Here is a 14893-nt window from a genome sequence, read left to right on the forward strand (position 1 = left end):
AATTTCGGGGCAAGGCCAGCATGACGCGCAGATATTTCGGGACGGATGGCATCAGGGGACGGACGAACCAGGAGCCGATGACCGCCGAAATCGCGATGAAAGTGGGTATGGCTGCGGGAGCCCACTTCATGCGCGGCGATCACAAGCACCGCGTCGTGATCGGAAAGGACACGCGCGTTTCGGGCTATATGGTCGAATCGGCGCTGGTGGCGGGCTTCACGAGCGTCGGCATGGACGTGGTGATGGTGGGACCGATGCCAACCCCCGCGGTGGCGATGCTGACACAGTCGATGCGCGCGGATCTGGGCGTGATGATCTCGGCCAGCCATAATCCCTATGCTGACAACGGCATCAAGCTGTTCGGGCCCGACGGCTACAAGCTGTCCGATGCCGACGAGGCCGCGATCGAGGCGATGATCGAGGTCAGCCCCAGGCTGGCGCAGGGCGCGGAGATCGGCCGCGCGCGGCGCGTGGAGGATGCGCGCGGGCGCTATATCCACTTCGCCAAATCGACCTTTCCCGATCATCTCCGGCTCGACGGGCTCAAGGTGGTCGTCGATTGCGCCAATGGCGCAGCATATAATGTCGCCCCGTCGGCACTTTGGGAACTGGGTGCCGAGACGATTGCGATCGGCGTCGAGCCCAACGGCATCAACATCAACGACGCATGCGGATCGACCGCGCCTCAGGCGCTGCAGGAAACCGTGGTCGCGTCGGGCGCGCATATCGGTATTGCGCTGGATGGCGACGCGGACCGGCTGATCGTGGTCGACGAGCAGGGTGCGATCGTCGACGGCGACCAGTTGATGGCGCTGATCGGCACGATGCTGGCGAAGAAGGGACTTTTGCGCGGCGATGGCGTCGTCGCGACGGTGATGTCCAATCTGGGGCTCGAGCGCTATCTCGTCGGACAGGGGCTGTCGCTCGAGCGCACCAAGGTCGGCGACCGCTATGTGCTCGAGGCGATGCGCGCCAAGGGCTTCAACCTGGGCGGCGAGCAATCGGGGCACATCATCCTCGGCGACTATGCGACGACGGGCGACGGGCTCGTGGCGGCGCTCCAGATCCTTGCCGCGATGGTCGAGACTGGCAGGCCCGCCAGCGAGCTGCTTCACCTGTTCGACCCCGTGCCACAGCTTTTGAAGAATGTCCGCTTTTCGGGCGGCCGACCGCTCGACGATGCGCGCGTCAAGGCGGTGATCGCCGAAGCCGAGGCCGAGCTGAAGGGCAGCGGGCGACTTGTGATCCGGCCCTCGGGCACCGAGCCGCTGATCCGCGTGATGGCCGAAGGCGATAACGCGCAGCAGGTGGAAACCGTGGTCGATCGGATTTGCGAGGCAGTGGCGGAGGCGGCGTAGTGCTTGAGATGCGTCCTGATTGCGAGCGCTGCGGCGCCGACTTGCCGCCTTTGGCGGTCAACGCGACGATTTGTTCGTTTGAGTGCACGTTCTGCACGGATTGCGCGCGTGATCCGCTTGCCGGGAACTGCCCCAATTGCGGAGGCGAACTGCTGCCGCGCCCGACCCGGGCAGAACACCTACTCGAAAAATATCCGGCATCGACCATTCGCAAGTTCAAGCCGTGAGCGACATCGCGCGCGTCCTGATCATCGCAGGTTCGGATTCGGGTGGCGGCGCCGGGATTCAGGCCGACATCAAGACGGTGACCATGCTCGGCGGCCATGCGATGACCGCGATCACCGCGATCACCGCGCAGAACACGCTGGGGGTCACGGGCGTCCATCCCGTGCCAACCGAGATGGTGCTGGCGCAAATGAAGGCGGTGGTGGACGATATCGGCGTCGACGCCGTGAAGATCGGCATGATCGGATCGGCAGCGACGGCCAATGCCGTGGCCGACTTCCTGCCCGCGAGCCGCGAGGTGCCGATCGTGTTCGATCCCGTGATGGTCGCGACCAGCGGTGCGGCGCTTGCCGATGCCGAAACCATCGCCGCCTTTGGCAGGCTGATGGATATCGCGACGGTGGTGACGCCCAATCTGCCCGAGCTGGCCACGCTGGCGCAGGGTGACGATCCGGTCGCCGCCGCGCTCAGCCTCGTTTCCGCGCATGGCTGTGCGGTGCTGATCAAGGGCGGGCATGACGAGGGCCAGGCGATCGTCGATGCGCTGATCGAAGAAGACAATATGACGAGCTGGCAGGACGACCGGATCGAGTCGCGTGACAATCACGGTACCGGCTGCACGCTCGCCAGCGCGATCGCGCTGTTTTTGGCGCAGGGCCGTCCGCTCCCCGATGCGGTGAATCGCGCGCGGCGCTTCGTCCGGATCGCGATGCGCGATGCGCCGGGCATCGGCGCGGGCCACGGCCCCATGGGGCAGGGGGATGTCAGGCTGGACGTTGGCGGCGAGATGCGGCTCAACCAGATTACGGTCGGGTTTGAGGATTATGCGGCGTCGGTCGAATTCTACCGGGCACTCGGGCTCAGGCTGATCGTCGACAGTCCATCGGATTATGCGCGGTTCGAAGCGCCCGGCGGCGTCACCTTCTCGATCCACCGCGATGCCGGCCAGGTGCCGGGCGGGGCGACGGTCTATTTCGAATGCAATGATGTCGACGCCGAGGCCGCGCGGCTTAACCGCCTCGGTATTCGCTTCGATCACGGCCCGACCGACCAGCCGTGGATGTGGCGTGAGGCGCGGCTGCGCGATCCGTTCGGCAACGTAATCTGCCTTTATCGCGCGGGTGAGATGCGGCGTTATCCGCCATGGCGCGCAGCATGATCGCCGGCGTTGACGAGGCAGGGCGCGGTCCGCTCGCGGGACCGGTGGTTGCAGCGGCGGTGGTGCTGTGCCCAGGCGGCATTGCGGGGGTCGACGACAGCAAGAAGCTGACGGCGCCCCGGCGCGAGACGCTGTACGCCACAATCACCGAGCGCTGCACGGTCGGCGTCGGCATCGCCAGCGTCGAGGAAATCGACGAGCTCAATATTTTGTGGGCAACGATGCTCGCGATGACCCGCGCGGTGGAGGCGCTGGGCGGCGAGCCCGCAGAAATCCTGGTCGACGGCAATCGCTGTCCGCGCTGGCGCTATCGCTCGCGCGCGATCGTTGGTGGCGATGCGCTCGAACCCTGTATCTCTGCAGCCTCGATCGTGGCCAAGGTGGTTCGCGACCGGATGATGATCGAAGCCGACGCCGCGCATCCCGGCTATGGCTGGTCGTCCAACAAGGGCTATGGCTCGGCGGCGCACCTCGATGCGCTGAATCGGCTCGGGCCATCACCACTGCACCGCAGATCCTTCGCGCCTGTGGCTCAGGCGCGCCTCGTCTGAACTTTTTTCGCTTTGCACCGCGCTTGAGTCTTTTTGGCCACACCACAAGCGGTTGAGTCATGCTTTTCACACAAGACTCAATATGTCGTGGGGACTCTTTTCGTTCTCCCATGGTTAACGCGTTCTTGAGAAATTTTGTTAACTATAGTTCGCTTGACGCCCCCGGCGTCAGGACTCAAGGCTCCGCGCTCAAGCAACAGGGGCATGCAAATGGGTGTGATGGAACGGGTTTCGACGCGGAAAAAGGCTGTAGCCGATAGCGGCGTGCGGCTGCCGCTCGATCGGATCCTCATGGACGACTGCGTCGCGGCGATGGCCTCGCTCCCTGACAAGTCGATCGACATGATCTTTGCCGATCCGCCGTACAATCTGCAGCTTGGCGGCGATCTCCTGCGTCCCGATGGCAGTCAGGTCGACGCCGTCGATGACGACTGGGACAAGTTCGACAGCTTCGCGGCCTATGACAAGTTTACCAAAGCATGGCTGAAGGAAGCGCGCCGTATCCTCAAGGACAACGGCACGATCTGGGTGATCGGCAGCTACCACAACATCTTCCGCGTCGGCGCCGCGATCCAGGACGAGGGCTACTGGATCCTCAACGACATAGTCTGGCGCAAGTCCAACCCCATGCCCAATTTCAAGGGCACGCGCTTCACCAACGCCCACGAGACCCTGATCTGGGCGTCGAAGAGCGAGAAGGCGCGCTACACCTTCAACTATCGCGCGATGAAGACGCTCAATGACGAGCTCCAGATGCGGTCCGACTGGCTGTTCCCGATCTGCGGCGGCCAGGAGCGGCTGAAGCGCGGCGGCGTGAAGGTGCATCCGACACAGAAGCCCGAAGCGCTGCTCTACCGGATCATGCTCGCCTGCACCAAGCCGGGCGATGTCGTGCTCGACCCGTTCTTCGGCACGGGCACGACCGGGGCGGTCGCGCGGCGGCTCAAGCGCCACTGGATCGGTATCGAACGTGAGGCGAATTACATCGAAGCGGCGCAGGAGCGGATCGAGGCGGCCTTGCCGCTCGACGAATCCGCGGTCGTCACGATGCAGTCGCCCAAGGCGCAGCCCAAGGTGCCCTTCGGCGCGCTGATCGAGACGGGGATGCTGAAGCCGGGCGCGCTGTTGATGGACAGCAAGCGCCGCTGGCGCGCGACGGTTCGGGCCGATGGTTCGCTGGAGGCCGAAGGCGCGACCGGTTCGATCCACAAGCTTGGTGCGACGCTTCAGGGCGCGCCTTCTTGCAACGGCTGGACCTTCTGGCACTTTGAGGATGCGGACGGACTCAAGCCGATCGACGCACTCAGGCAGAATTACATTCTGGCCACCGAGCCGTGAGCTTCGCCGCGATCGGCCGCGACGCGAAGCTATACCTGCGCCCGGTCATGCCAGTCGACAGCCCGGTGGGGCTGGACGGGCGCGTGGCGCGGCTCGCCGGCGGGCTCAACTGGTTCGCGGGCTATGAACTGATCGCGATTGCGGACGGACGCCGCGTCTTCGCGGATGTGATCGCGGTCGAGCGGCTAGACGAGGCGATCGCCGCCTTGCCCGATGGACAGGCCGGCGCGATTGGCGCGCTCCGCCAGCGAATCGAAGGCGCACGCGCGCCACTCCAGCTCGGCGAGCGTGTGTTGCGCTTTGATCAGCCACACGTTGCGGGCATCCTCAACGTCACCCCCGACAGCTTTTCGGACGGCGGCGCTTATCACGATGATCCGGCGAGCGCGGCAGCCGCGGGTGTGGCGATGGCCGCCGAGGGAGCGGCGCTGATCGACCTTGGCGGAGAATCGACGCGGCCGGGCTCGCAACCGGTCTGGGAAGGCGACGAGGTGGCGCGCGTGGTGCCCGTGATCGAGCGCATGGCCGCGAGCGGAACCGCAATCTCGATCGATACGCGCAAGGCAGCGGTGATGGAGGCCGCGCTGGCCGCCGGCGCGCATATCGTCAACGATGTCGCCGCGTTGCTCTATGACGAGCGCGCGCTCGAGGTGGTGGCAAAGGCGGGCTGCCCCGTCGTGCTGATGCATTCGCCCGATCCCAAAAGCGGCGGGCATGGCGAGCATCGCTATGGCGACGTGCTGCTCGACGTCTATGACTGGCTCGAAGCGCGGATCGCGGCGGTTGTCGCAGGCGGCGTCGCGCGCGAGAAGATCATCGTCGATCCCGGTATCGGTTTCGGCAAATCGCTTCAGGAGAATCTGCAGCTCGTGAACGGGCTGGCGCTGCTCCATGGGCTTGGTTGCCCGATCATGCTTGGCGTCAGCCGCAAGCGGATGATCGGCGCGTTGTCGGGCGAGGCACCGGCGGACAAGCGACTGGCGGGATCGGTGATGCTGGCGGTGCGCGGGGCGGAGCTGGGCGCGCAGATCCTGCGCGTCCACGATGTTGCCGAGACGGTGCAGGCGATCCGCGTGTGGCGCGGCCTGCGCGATGCGGCGATGATGCCGCGCGGGATACTCTAGGCGCCGACGTGCATCATGGGCGCGGCGAAGCTTGCGCCGATGCCGCCGATGAAAGCGAGGCCAGCGTGACGGCGGCACTGGTTCGAGATCCATCGCATCCGCCATGATCGGTGTCGAACCGAACGCTGTTGCCCATGCGCAACGATGTGCCATGATGGCCATCGATGGGGCAAGGAGTAAGAGGATGCGGTTGCGTTCGGGGCTTGGAATGGCACTGATTTTGACGCTGGCGCCAGGGCCTGCATATGCGGACGCGGCTTCTGGGCAAGCTGCCTTTGATCGCCTGAAGGCATTGGTGGGCAATTGGAAGGGGCAAGCGTCAAATGGACGCGGCCCCGACGTCACGTTCAGGCTGATCGCGGCCGGCAGCGTACTGGTCGAGGATTGGACCACGGCCTCCGGGCGACAGTCCATGACCGTCTTTCACATGGATGGCGATGCGCTGATCGCGACACATTATTGTCCGCTCGGCAATCAACCGCGCATGGCATTGACCCCGATTAGCGAGCCCACCCGGTTCGCGTTCGATTTTCGCGACGCGACCAACTTGCGCGACCCGGCAGATGCGCATCAGCACGGCGTCGTCATAGAGTTCGGCCATCCGGATTCGATGACGTGGACCGAAACCTATGTAGCGAAGGGTGTCCCTGAAACGACGCGGATCGATTTCGTCCGTGCGGACAAGGACCGTTGATCAGGCGGCGTCGCCGATACCGAGTTCGCCGAGCTTGCGGTAGAGCGTCGAGCGGCCGATGCCGAGGCGACGGGCGACCTCGGTCATGCGGCCGCGATAATGGCCGATGGCTAGGCGGATGACGTCGGCCTCGATCTCCTCGAGCGGGCGAAGATTGCCGTCGGCGCGGTAGAGCGTGACGCCCGGGCCGTCGGTGACGGCGCTGTGCCCGTGGGTTTGCTGCGTTCGTGGCTGTGGGTTGGCGGCATATTCGGCGATCTGCGGAAAATCGGAACGGGTGAGCGCATCGCCCTCGCACAGCACAGCGGCGCGGAAGAGCGCGTTCTGGAGCTGGCGGACGTTACCCGGCCAGTCATAGCCGATGAGCAGCGACAGCGCTTCGTCGGTGATACCCAGGCTGTGAAGTCCGGGCTGCTGAGCGATGCGTGCGAGCATGTGGCGCGCGAGCGCGGGGATGTCGCCGGGTCGTTCGCGCAGAGGCGGGATCGTCACCTGGACGACGTTGAGGCGGTAATAGAGATCCTCGCGGAATCGGCCGGCATTGACCTCGTCGATCAGGCGCTTGTTGGTTGCGGCAATGACGCGGACGTCGACCTCGCGTACCGAACGGCTGCCGATCGGCTGGACCTCTCCTGATTGCAGGACGCGCAACAGCTTGACCTGCGCGTCGAGCGGAAGCTCACCGACTTCGTCGAGGAAAAGGGTGCCGCCATCGGCGTCCTGAAACTTGCCGATATGGCGATCGAACGCACCAGTAAATGAGCCTTTTTCGTGACCGAAGAGTTCGGATTCGACCAGATTTGTAGGAATCGCGCCGCAGTTGACTGCGACCATCCGGCGTTTTGCGCGCGGAGATGCGGCATGTATCGCTTCCGCAACGAGTTCCTTGCCGACGCCGCTTTCACCCTCGACCAGTACGGGCACGCGCGCGCGTGCCGCCTTGGCGGCGATGGCGAGCGCTGCGCGGAAATCGGGGGCGGAGCCGACGATCTCACCAAAGCCGAGCACCTGGTTGATCTTTTCGGTCAGGGGACGGAGTTCGCCCGTCCCGCTGCGCGTGCTGACCGCAGCGTCGAGCGCGGCGAGCAGCCGGTCGGGCGCGATCGGCTTGACGAGGAAATCGGTTGCGCCCGCGCGCATCGCGTCGACCGCGGTCGAGACCGACGTGACGGAGGTGAGCATCAATATGGGAAGCGCGGGCCGACGTTTGCGAATCTCGGCGATGAGCGTGCCCTGATCGGCGCCGGGCGCCCAGTGATCGAGGACGATCGCGTCGAGCATCATCCCGTCCTGCGTGCCAAGCATCGCTATGGCGGTTTCCGAATCGCCCGCGAAGACGGTGCGCCAGCCCGCGCGTCCCGCGATCGCCGATACCAGCCGACGCTGCGCGGGCTCGTCGTCGATAAGCATAAGCAATCTGGTGCCTTGGGGTGTCATTACCGTAGCGTCCTGTCCCGTTAGGGGACGATCTAGACCGTTCTGGGTAAATACAGGCTTAAGGCGGCCCCAAGGAAAACTGCGCTGCGCCCCCGCCATATGCGGGGTTGAGGACAGGGAAATTGCTGTCTAAGGCATGGCGGCGTTCGCAAAGGCGACGACTGGACAGCTTCAGGGGAATATAATGGCCGACAAGGGCGACATGCAGATGCACGATCAGACCTATCACGGGTTTCTGACGCTGTTGAAGGTTGGCACCGCCGCGAGCATCATTCTCGCCGCCATCGTCATCTTCGTGATCGCGAACTGATCGCCCGCATGAAGATTGCGGTGCTGGGGGAGGGCGCCGAAGGTGAGCGCCGCGTTTCGGCAACGCCCGAAACGGTCAAGAAATTCATCGGCCTTGGCGCCGAGCTGGCGGTCGAGAAAGGCGCGGGAACAGGCGCCACGATCGCGGATAGCGCATATGAGGAAGCCGGCGCGACGTTGGGCACGCGCGCTGCAGTGCTCAAGGATGCCGACATCGTCCTCGGCGTGCAGGGACCTGACCCCGCGAGCATCAAAGGCGTGAAGCCCGGCGCGTGGATCGTCGCGGGGCTCAATCCGTTCGGCGAGCGCGCACGTGTCGACGAATATGCCAAGCTGGGCGTCGAGGCGCTGGCGATGGAGTTCATGCCGCGCATCACGCGCGCGCAGTCGATGGACATATTGTCGTCGCAGTCCAACCTTGCAGGTTACAAGGCGGTGCTCGATGCCGCGGCCGAATATGGCAGGGCCTTCCCGATGATGATGACCGCGGCGGGCACGGTTTCGGCCGCGCGCGTGTTCATCATGGGCGTGGGCGTGGCGGGCCTTCAGGCGATCGCGACCGCACGACGCCTTGGTGCGCAGGTGTCGGCGACCGACGTCCGCGCGGCGACCAGGGAGCAGATCGAGAGCCTTGGCGCCAAGGCGATCTTCGTCGAGAGCGTCAAGGGCATCGAGGGCGAAGGCACGGGCGGCTATGCCACCGAGATGTCTGACGAATACAAGGCGGCGCAGGCCGAGCTGGTGTCGTCGCACATCGCCAAACAGGACATCGTGATCACCACCGCGCTGATCCCGGGGCGCACGGCACCGCGGCTGATCAGCGACGCGCAACTTAAGACAATGAAGCCCGGATCGGTGATCGTCGACCTCGCGGTCGAGCAGGGCGGCAATGTCGAGGGCGCGGTCGCGGGACAGATCGTCGAGAAGCATGGCGTGAAGATCGTGGGGCACAAGAATGTGCCGAGCCGGCTTGCGGCCGATACGTCGGCGCTGTTCTCGCGCAACCTGTTCAACTTCCTCAGCGCCTTCTGGGACAAGGATGCGGGCCGTCCGGTGCTGCCCGATGATGACGAGATCACGCAGGCGATCCGGCTGACCCAAGGCGGGAAGGTCGTGAACGCCCGGCTTCTGGATATGGCGTCCTGACCGTCCGGCATCGCCCGGAACCAAAGGAAATGGTGCAGCGATGAACACCGATGCTTGATCACAGACTGAACCTGGCGCCGCCTACGCGACGCGAGGCGGCGCTGCTCACGGTCGTGCTGTGGATCGCGGTTCTTTCGGTCGTCTCCCTGGCAGCGCTGCTGACAGGCCAGGTCCAAAGCCTGCCGGAAGCACTGTCGCTGTTCACCGGCTTCGTCACGGCGCTGTGTTTCGCGCCGATCCTCTACGGTGTCGTGCATCTGGTGTCGTCGCGGCCATTATGGCTTGCCGTACCCGTGATATTTGCCGGTCTGACGACGACGGCCGTGCTGCAGATGCTGGGCGACTATGGCGGCCAGTATCTGCTCCACCTGTCGTTCGCCGACCATCGGATGCCCGAAAGCACGCCGCAGGCGATGATGGTAACGACCGTCATCTATTGGGCGTTGAGCGCCTGCAACATGGGTTTGCTTTGGATTTCGGCGGCATCCCGCCGGATCCGGGTGAAAGAGACCGAACTCGCGCGATCGCAGGTGGCAACGCTGCAAGCACAGCTCAGCCTGCTGCGCATGCAGCTCAATCCCCATTTCATGTGCAATTCGCTCAATACCGTATCGAGCCTGATCCTCGACAGCCAGCACGCAGAGGCAAATCGCATGGTCGAACGGCTCGCCGATTTCCTGCGAGGCGTGATGGATATCGACGGCGATGAAATACGACTGAGCGACGAGCTGAAAACGATCGATTCCTATATCCACGTCGAAGCCACGCGCTTTGGCAGCCGGCTTCACGTCGCAATCGATGCAGCCGACGAGGTGATGGACGCGGCCGTTCCCAATTTCATTCTTCAGCCGTTGGTTGAAAATGCGCTCAAATATGGTGTGGAGCCCGTACCCGGCCCGGTTTCGCTTTGCGTCAAAGCGCGGCGCGACGCGCGCGAGCTTGTGCTGACGGTCGAAAACGAGTCGCAGCAGACACTGGCGACACAGGCATTGACCGGCGTTTCCCCGGGTCATGGTATTGGCCTCAACAACACCCGGGCACGGCTGCAGATGCTGTTCGGTGATCGTGGCACGCTTGAAACCCAAAGGCTCGACCGCGGCTTTCGCGCGACGATCCGGATCCCTTTCAACGCGCTGGCACCGGCGCAGGACTGCAAAACCGCCGGACGAGGGGACATGGCGATGCAGCAATAGGCGTTGCGTTCAATCATTCGGCGCGCGCAATCGGGCGGCGTCGGTTCGCCGCTTCAAGCGGTGCGATAACAGGGGCTAATCATGGACTTCATATCCATCCTGTCGATTTTCGTGCTGGCGTGTTTCGTCGGCTATTATGTGGTCTGGTCGGTGACGCCCGCGTTGCACACGCCGTTGATGGCGGTGACCAACGCGATTTCGTCGGTGATCATCGTGGGTGCGCTGATCGCGTCCGCCGCCGCGGGCTCGCCCAGCGCCAAATGGCTCGGGCTGGTTGGCGTGGCGCTGGCGAGCGTCAACATCTTCGGGGGCTTCGCGGTCACCGCGCGGATGCTCGCGATGTACAAGAAGAAGGAAAAGAAGTGATGCCTTCACCCTTCTTCGTCATTCCAGCGAAAGCTGGAATCTCTTTTTCCCCTGACATCGCGGCCAAGGCCAATGAGATTCCAGCTTTCGCTGGAATGACGGGGGTTTTGAATTGGGGGATCACCGGAAATGCATGAAGCCACTCCCGTCAACCCCTGGGTTGCGCTCGCCTATCTGATCGCGGGCGTCTGTTTCATCCTTGCGCTGCGCGGGCTTTCGAGCCCCGAGAGCAGCCGCCGTGGCAACCGCTTCGGCATGATCGGCATGGGGCTCGCGGTGGGCACCACGCTCATCACGCACGAGATCGCCAGCTTGCCGGAGATCGGCGGCGCCATCGCGATCGGCGGCGTCATCGGCTTTGTCATTGCGCGCAAGATCGCGATGACCGCGATGCCGCAGCTTGTGGCGGCGTTCCACTCGCTGGTCGGTATGGCCGCGGTGCTTGTGGCGGCGGCCGCCTATCAGAATCCGGAGGCGTTCCACATCGTCGATGCCGCGGGACAGATCTTCGCGGTCAGCCGCGTCGAAATGGGCTTGGGTATCGCGATTGGTGCGATCACCTTCTCGGGTTCGGTGATCGCGTTCCTGAAACTCAACGGTAATATGAGCGGAAAGCCCATCATGCTGCCCGCACGCCACTTCATCAATCTGGGGACGCTCGCCGCGATCCTTGGCCTGATCGGCTATTTCGTGACTGACCAGAGCCCCTGGGTGTTCTGGACCGTCACCGCGCTTTCGTTCCTGATCGGCTTCCTGCTCATCATCCCGATCGGCGGCGCGGACATGCCGGTGGTCGTCTCGATGCTCAACTCCTATTCGGGCTGGGCTGCCGCGGCGATGGGCTTCACGCTCTCCAACACCGCGATGATCATCACGGGCGCGCTGGTGGGCTCGTCGGGTGCGATCCTGTCCTACATCATGTGCCGCGCGATGAACCGCAGCTTTATCAGCGTGATCGCGGGCGGCTTCGGCGCCGAGGCAGCGATCACCGGAGGTGGCGCCGCGACCGACCGGCCGTGGAAGCGCGGTTCGGCCGAGGACGCGGCGTTCCTGATGAAGCAGGCCGAAAGCGTCATCATCATTCCCGGATACGGCATGGCGGTGGCGCAGGCGCAGCATGCGCTGCGCGAAATGGGCGACCTGCTCAAGGAAGAGGGCGTGAAGGTGAAATACGCCATCCACCCCGTCGCCGGCCGCATGCCCGGGCACATGAACGTGCTGCTGGCCGAGGCGAGCGTGCCTTATGACGAGGTGTTCGAGCTGGAGGACATCAACTCCGAATTCGCGCAGGCCGATGTCGCCTTCGTGATCGGCGCGAATGACGTGACCAATCCGGCCGCCAAGACCGACAAGACCTCGCCGATCTACGGCATGCCCGTGCTCGACGTCGAAAAGGCCAAGACCGTGCTGTTCGTGAAGCGCTCTATGGGCGGCGTCGGTTATGCCGGCGTCGACAACGAGGTCTTCTACATGGACAACACCATGATGCTCCTCGCCGACGCCAAGAAGATGGTCGAGGATATCGTGAAGTCTCTGTAACGATCCCGCTATTGTGCGGTTCGGACGCCCCGGTCGGCAGGATATGCCGGCCGGGGCGTTTGCGTTTGGCCTTGCGTCAGGACGTCTGGCGCGAGAACACTCCGAAATGGAGGAAATGGCGTCGCGGGGGCAAGGCGGGGCATGGTGAAGTATGAGAAGGGCGTGGGTGCCCACACTACTGCAGCGTGGGTTTAATTGGCATCACGTCACCGCTCATCCTGAGGAGGGGCTGAGCGAAGGCGAAGACCCGTCTCGAAGGATCCGGCAGCGTGCGTCCTTCGAGACGCCGTTTCGCCAAGCTCACCGGCTCCTCAGGATGAGCGGCATATTAAGGCACGATGCTCTAAGCTCCCCCGTTTCGGAGCGATCGGGCCTTTGACTGGTCCGCTTTGGCTGCGAAGTGCGGAACAGACGTCGAACATGGAGGGCGGGATGCAGCAGCGGGACGGGGTGGCGCACGCCGATTATGGCAAGGAACCGGCGGTGCTTGTTCTCGCCGACAATGCGCAGGCGCAGGCGACGGCCAAAGCGGCGGTGATCGCGGCGGGCGGGCGCGTGGCGGCGGCGGTTCCGCTGGGTGAGGCGTTGGCGCGGCTGGATGCGCAGGTTGCGATCGACGCGTTGATGATCGAGCTTACCGAAGATGCCGGTGCAGCGCTGGATGCGCTGCTCGACCGGGTTGAGGCGCTGGCGCGCGACGGGCGCTGCGTGACCGTGATCGCGATGCCGACGGCGTTGATCGATGTCGTTTCCGCGCGAATCGACCATGCCGATATCCATTTGCTGTGCGAACCCGATGCCATCGAGCGCGCGGCAGCGATCGGCGGCGCGCTCGCCACGCGCCGGACGTGGCTCAATGATGTCGGCAGCGAGGCCGAGACGCGGCGGCTGCAGCAACTCAGCGAGGAGGTGGGGCGGATCGCACGGACGCTGGCGTCGCTGTCGCAGGAGGCGCTGGACGCGCGCGGCCGCGATGCGATGCTGGGCGATCGTGCGCCGGCCTATCGCGCCGAGCCCGCGCCGCCGCTGGCCGCGCCAGTGATCCGCGCCGTCATTCGTGCGCGGCGGCTGCGCGACCGCTTCTTCCATGCCGAGCTTTTCGCCGATCCCGCCTGGGACATGCTGCTCGACCTGATGGCGGCCCGGATCGAGCGGGGCGAGGTCGCGGTGTCGAGCCTGTGCATCGCGGCGGCGGTGCCGCCGACCACTGCACTGAGGTGGATCCGGACGTTGACCGACGATGGTCTGCTCGTCCGGCGCGCCGATCCTGCCGACGGGCGGCGGGTATTCATCGCGCTCTCGGATAGCGCCGCGGCGGGGATGAACGGATATTTTTCGGCGCTGGCGCAAACCGGTGCAATCGCGATCTAGAGCATCGTGCGTTAAATCGGCATTGTCTCACCGCTCATCCTGAGGAGGGGCTGAGCGAAGGCGAAGACCCGTCTCGAAGGATCCGGCACCGTGCGTCCTTCGAGACGCCGTTTCGCCAAGCTCAACGGCTCCTCAGGATGAGCGGGTCTGATTTAACGCACCATGCTGTAGACCTTGAACAGACCCTGATTCACGTTCTCGGCGGAAGCGCACAGCGCTTCCACCTCAAACGATCAGGCTCCGGGGTTGCCGTGAGGCGCGCGAAGTGGCATGGGCCGCTTCCCGGAGTGCGGCATACGCACAGGGGGCGCTTAGCTCAGTTGGTAGAGCATCTCGTTTACACCGAGAGGGTCGGCGGTTCGAGCCCGTCAGCGCCCACCAGCCTTCCCCGCAGGCGACGCGGGGCGTAGCCGAGGAGAAGGCTCGCCCGGCGGCCGGATCGGGCTTCAACCAGTTTCAGAGCGTTCGCACGAGGCGGACCGCCGTCGCCATCCAGGGTGGATCGCTGATCACCTGCTGGCGCACCCCCGCGCCGAACGGCAGGATATGGAGCTTGTCTCCTTCGCGCCCGATCAGCCGGCCGAAGACGAAGCGGCCCGCGGGGCGGGGCAGCAATACATCGCGGTTGAGCGCCTCGCCGAAGCGATCGGGCGCGAGCCGCGCGCACCAGATCTGGTCGCCCGCGCGATAATCGCCGATGCCCGACTGAACGATCACCGCGACGAGATCGGGCGCTGGCTGGGGCGGCGTGACGATCGTCGCGTGGCGCGGCGCATGGACGCCGTCGGCGTCGAGGATCGCGGCGACGGGCAGGTCGGCGCGGTCGGGCAATCTCACCAGATCGGCCGCGGTGACGCCCAATGCATCAGCGATTCGGTTGAGCCAGCCCACCGAAACGGTGCGCGTGCCGGTTTCGAGACGGCCGATCGTCTGCGCGGTCGTGGGCGGATTGCAACGGCGTGCGACATCCTCGAGCGTCAGCTTCCTGGCGCGGCGCACCTCGCGAATGGCGGTGATCATGCTTGCGTTCCTAGGATTGAGATAACCGATACGGTTTCTTTCTGTCCTACATAATTGCCTTCA

Annotated in this window: 16 protein-coding genes and 1 tRNA gene; 15 read left to right on the forward strand and 2 right to left on the reverse strand. The window is 64.7% G+C overall.

Annotated elements, in window-relative coordinates; translation table 11 throughout:
- The first annotated feature begins 20 nt into the window (after positions 1-20).
- The 7 genes from glmM to D3876_RS11230 all read left to right on the forward strand — a co-directional run bounded on the left by glmM (position 21) and on the right by D3876_RS11230 (position 6449).
- Positions 21-1358 (forward strand): phosphoglucosamine mutase, encoded by a 1338-nt coding sequence (glmM, locus tag D3876_RS11200; protein ID WP_119762210.1) that lies wholly within the window; start codon positions 21-23, stop codon positions 1356-1358.
- Positions 1358-1585 (forward strand): DUF1272 domain-containing protein, encoded by a 228-nt coding sequence (locus D3876_RS11205; RefSeq protein ID WP_119762212.1) that lies wholly within the window; start codon positions 1358-1360, stop codon positions 1583-1585. Before glmM ends, D3876_RS11205 begins: the two co-directional genes overlap by 1 nt.
- On the forward strand, positions 1582-2742 hold the full coding sequence (gene thiD, locus D3876_RS11210; RefSeq protein ID WP_238475333.1) for a bifunctional hydroxymethylpyrimidine kinase/phosphomethylpyrimidine kinase: 1161 nt from the start codon (positions 1582-1584) through the stop codon (positions 2740-2742). The genes D3876_RS11205 and thiD overlap by 4 nt, the downstream gene beginning before the upstream one ends.
- Complete coding sequence (locus D3876_RS11215; RefSeq protein ID WP_119763743.1) at positions 2739-3293, forward strand: ribonuclease HII; 555 nt, start codon at positions 2739-2741, stop codon at positions 3291-3293. The genes thiD and D3876_RS11215 overlap by 4 nt, the downstream gene beginning before the upstream one ends.
- A gap of 210 nt (positions 3294-3503) precedes the next feature.
- Entirely contained in the window at positions 3504-4631 is a 1128-nt protein-coding gene (locus D3876_RS11220) for a site-specific DNA-methyltransferase (protein WP_119762214.1), read from the forward strand.
- A gap of 47 nt (positions 4632-4678) precedes the next feature.
- Complete coding sequence (gene folP, locus D3876_RS11225; RefSeq protein ID WP_119763745.1) at positions 4679-5755, forward strand: dihydropteroate synthase; 1077 nt, start codon at positions 4679-4681, stop codon at positions 5753-5755.
- 103 nt (positions 5756-5858) lie between these two features.
- On the forward strand, positions 5859-6449 hold the full coding sequence (locus D3876_RS11230; protein WP_147417648.1) for a hypothetical protein: 591 nt from the start codon (positions 5859-5861) through the stop codon (positions 6447-6449).
- Here D3876_RS11230 and D3876_RS11235 read toward each other — a convergent pair whose 3' ends face one another.
- Positions 6450-7886, reverse strand: a complete 1437-nt coding sequence (locus tag D3876_RS11235) for a sigma-54-dependent transcriptional regulator (RefSeq protein ID WP_119762217.1) — start codon at positions 7884-7886, stop codon at positions 6450-6452. It abuts the gene before it with no gap.
- A 184-nt stretch (positions 7887-8070) separates the two neighbouring features.
- On the opposite strand from D3876_RS11235, the gene D3876_RS11240 reads away from it, so the two are divergent.
- The 8 genes from D3876_RS11240 to D3876_RS11270 all read left to right on the forward strand — a co-directional run bounded on the left by D3876_RS11240 (position 8071) and on the right by D3876_RS11270 (position 14191).
- Positions 8071-8196 carry an aa3-type cytochrome c oxidase subunit IV gene (locus D3876_RS11240; protein WP_119763747.1) on the forward strand — a complete coding sequence of 42 codons (126 nt, stop codon included), beginning with the start codon at positions 8071-8073 and terminating at the stop codon, positions 8194-8196.
- Positions 8197-8204: 8 nt separating this feature from the next.
- Positions 8205-9341 (forward strand): NAD(P) transhydrogenase subunit alpha, encoded by a 1137-nt coding sequence (locus D3876_RS11245; RefSeq protein ID WP_119762219.1) that lies wholly within the window; start codon positions 8205-8207, stop codon positions 9339-9341.
- Between the two features lie 50 nt (positions 9342-9391).
- Positions 9392-10534, forward strand: coding sequence for a sensor histidine kinase (locus D3876_RS11250; protein ID WP_119762221.1), 1143 nt, complete (start codon positions 9392-9394; stop codon positions 10532-10534).
- An 81-nt stretch (positions 10535-10615) separates the two neighbouring features.
- On the forward strand, positions 10616-10900 hold the full coding sequence (locus tag D3876_RS11255; protein WP_119762223.1) for an NAD(P) transhydrogenase subunit alpha part 2: 285 nt from the start codon (positions 10616-10618) through the stop codon (positions 10898-10900).
- Positions 10900-11037 (forward strand): hypothetical protein, encoded by a 138-nt coding sequence (locus D3876_RS20500; protein WP_182911985.1) that lies wholly within the window; start codon positions 10900-10902, stop codon positions 11035-11037. Before D3876_RS11255 ends, D3876_RS20500 begins: the two co-directional genes overlap by 1 nt.
- On the forward strand, positions 11030-12439 hold the full coding sequence (locus D3876_RS11260; RefSeq protein WP_119762224.1) for an NAD(P)(+) transhydrogenase (Re/Si-specific) subunit beta: 1410 nt from the start codon (positions 11030-11032) through the stop codon (positions 12437-12439). The genes D3876_RS20500 and D3876_RS11260 overlap by 8 nt, the downstream gene beginning before the upstream one ends.
- 432 nt (positions 12440-12871) lie before the next feature.
- Positions 12872-13810 (forward strand): helix-turn-helix domain-containing protein, encoded by a 939-nt coding sequence (locus tag D3876_RS11265; RefSeq protein ID WP_182911986.1) that lies wholly within the window; start codon positions 12872-12874, stop codon positions 13808-13810.
- 305 nt (positions 13811-14115) lie between these two features.
- A tRNA-Val gene (locus tag D3876_RS11270) sits at positions 14116-14191 on the forward strand.
- A 75-nt stretch (positions 14192-14266) separates the two neighbouring features.
- Here the strand turns inward: D3876_RS11270 and D3876_RS11275 are convergent.
- Complete coding sequence (locus D3876_RS11275; RefSeq protein WP_119762228.1) at positions 14267-14830, reverse strand: helix-turn-helix domain-containing protein; 564 nt, start codon at positions 14828-14830, stop codon at positions 14267-14269.
- Positions 14831-14893 lie beyond the last annotated feature (63 nt).

The sequence above is a fragment of the Sphingomonas cavernae genome, from assembly GCF_003590775.1.
In the GTDB taxonomy this organism is placed as follows: Bacteria; Pseudomonadota; Alphaproteobacteria; order Sphingomonadales; family Sphingomonadaceae; genus Sphingobium_A; species Sphingobium_A cavernae.

Bases quoted from the DNA above. Each gene is read 5' to 3' on its own strand.
- glmM (WP_119762210.1), top strand. From the start codon at position 21: ATGACGCGCAGATATTTCGGGACGGATGGCATCAGGGGACGGACGAAC.
- D3876_RS11215 (WP_119763743.1), top strand. From the start codon at position 2,739: ATGATCGCCGGCGTTGACGAGGCAGGGCGCGGTCCGCTCGCGGGACCG.
- D3876_RS11220 (WP_119762214.1), top strand. From the start codon at position 3,504: ATGGGTGTGATGGAACGGGTTTCGACGCGGAAAAAGGCTGTAGCCGAT.
- folP (WP_119763745.1), top strand. From the start codon at position 4,679: ATGCCAGTCGACAGCCCGGTGGGGCTGGACGGGCGCGTGGCGCGGCTC.
- D3876_RS11230 (WP_147417648.1), top strand. From the start codon at position 5,859: ATGATCGGTGTCGAACCGAACGCTGTTGCCCATGCGCAACGATGTGCC.
- D3876_RS11235 (WP_119762217.1), bottom strand. From the start codon at position 7,886: ATGACACCCCAAGGCACCAGATTGCTTATGCTTATCGACGACGAGCCC.
- D3876_RS11240 (WP_119763747.1), top strand. From the start codon at position 8,071: ATGGCCGACAAGGGCGACATGCAGATGCACGATCAGACCTATCACGGG.
- D3876_RS11245 (WP_119762219.1), top strand. From the start codon at position 8,205: ATGAAGATTGCGGTGCTGGGGGAGGGCGCCGAAGGTGAGCGCCGCGTT.
- D3876_RS11250 (WP_119762221.1), top strand. From the start codon at position 9,392: ATGCTTGATCACAGACTGAACCTGGCGCCGCCTACGCGACGCGAGGCG.
- D3876_RS11255 (WP_119762223.1), top strand. From the start codon at position 10,616: ATGGACTTCATATCCATCCTGTCGATTTTCGTGCTGGCGTGTTTCGTC.
- D3876_RS20500 (WP_182911985.1), top strand. From the start codon at position 10,900: ATGCCTTCACCCTTCTTCGTCATTCCAGCGAAAGCTGGAATCTCTTTT.
- D3876_RS11260 (WP_119762224.1), top strand. From the start codon at position 11,030: ATGCATGAAGCCACTCCCGTCAACCCCTGGGTTGCGCTCGCCTATCTG.
- D3876_RS11265 (WP_182911986.1), top strand. From the start codon at position 12,872: ATGCAGCAGCGGGACGGGGTGGCGCACGCCGATTATGGCAAGGAACCG.
- D3876_RS11275 (WP_119762228.1), bottom strand. From the start codon at position 14,830: ATGATCACCGCCATTCGCGAGGTGCGCCGCGCCAGGAAGCTGACGCTC.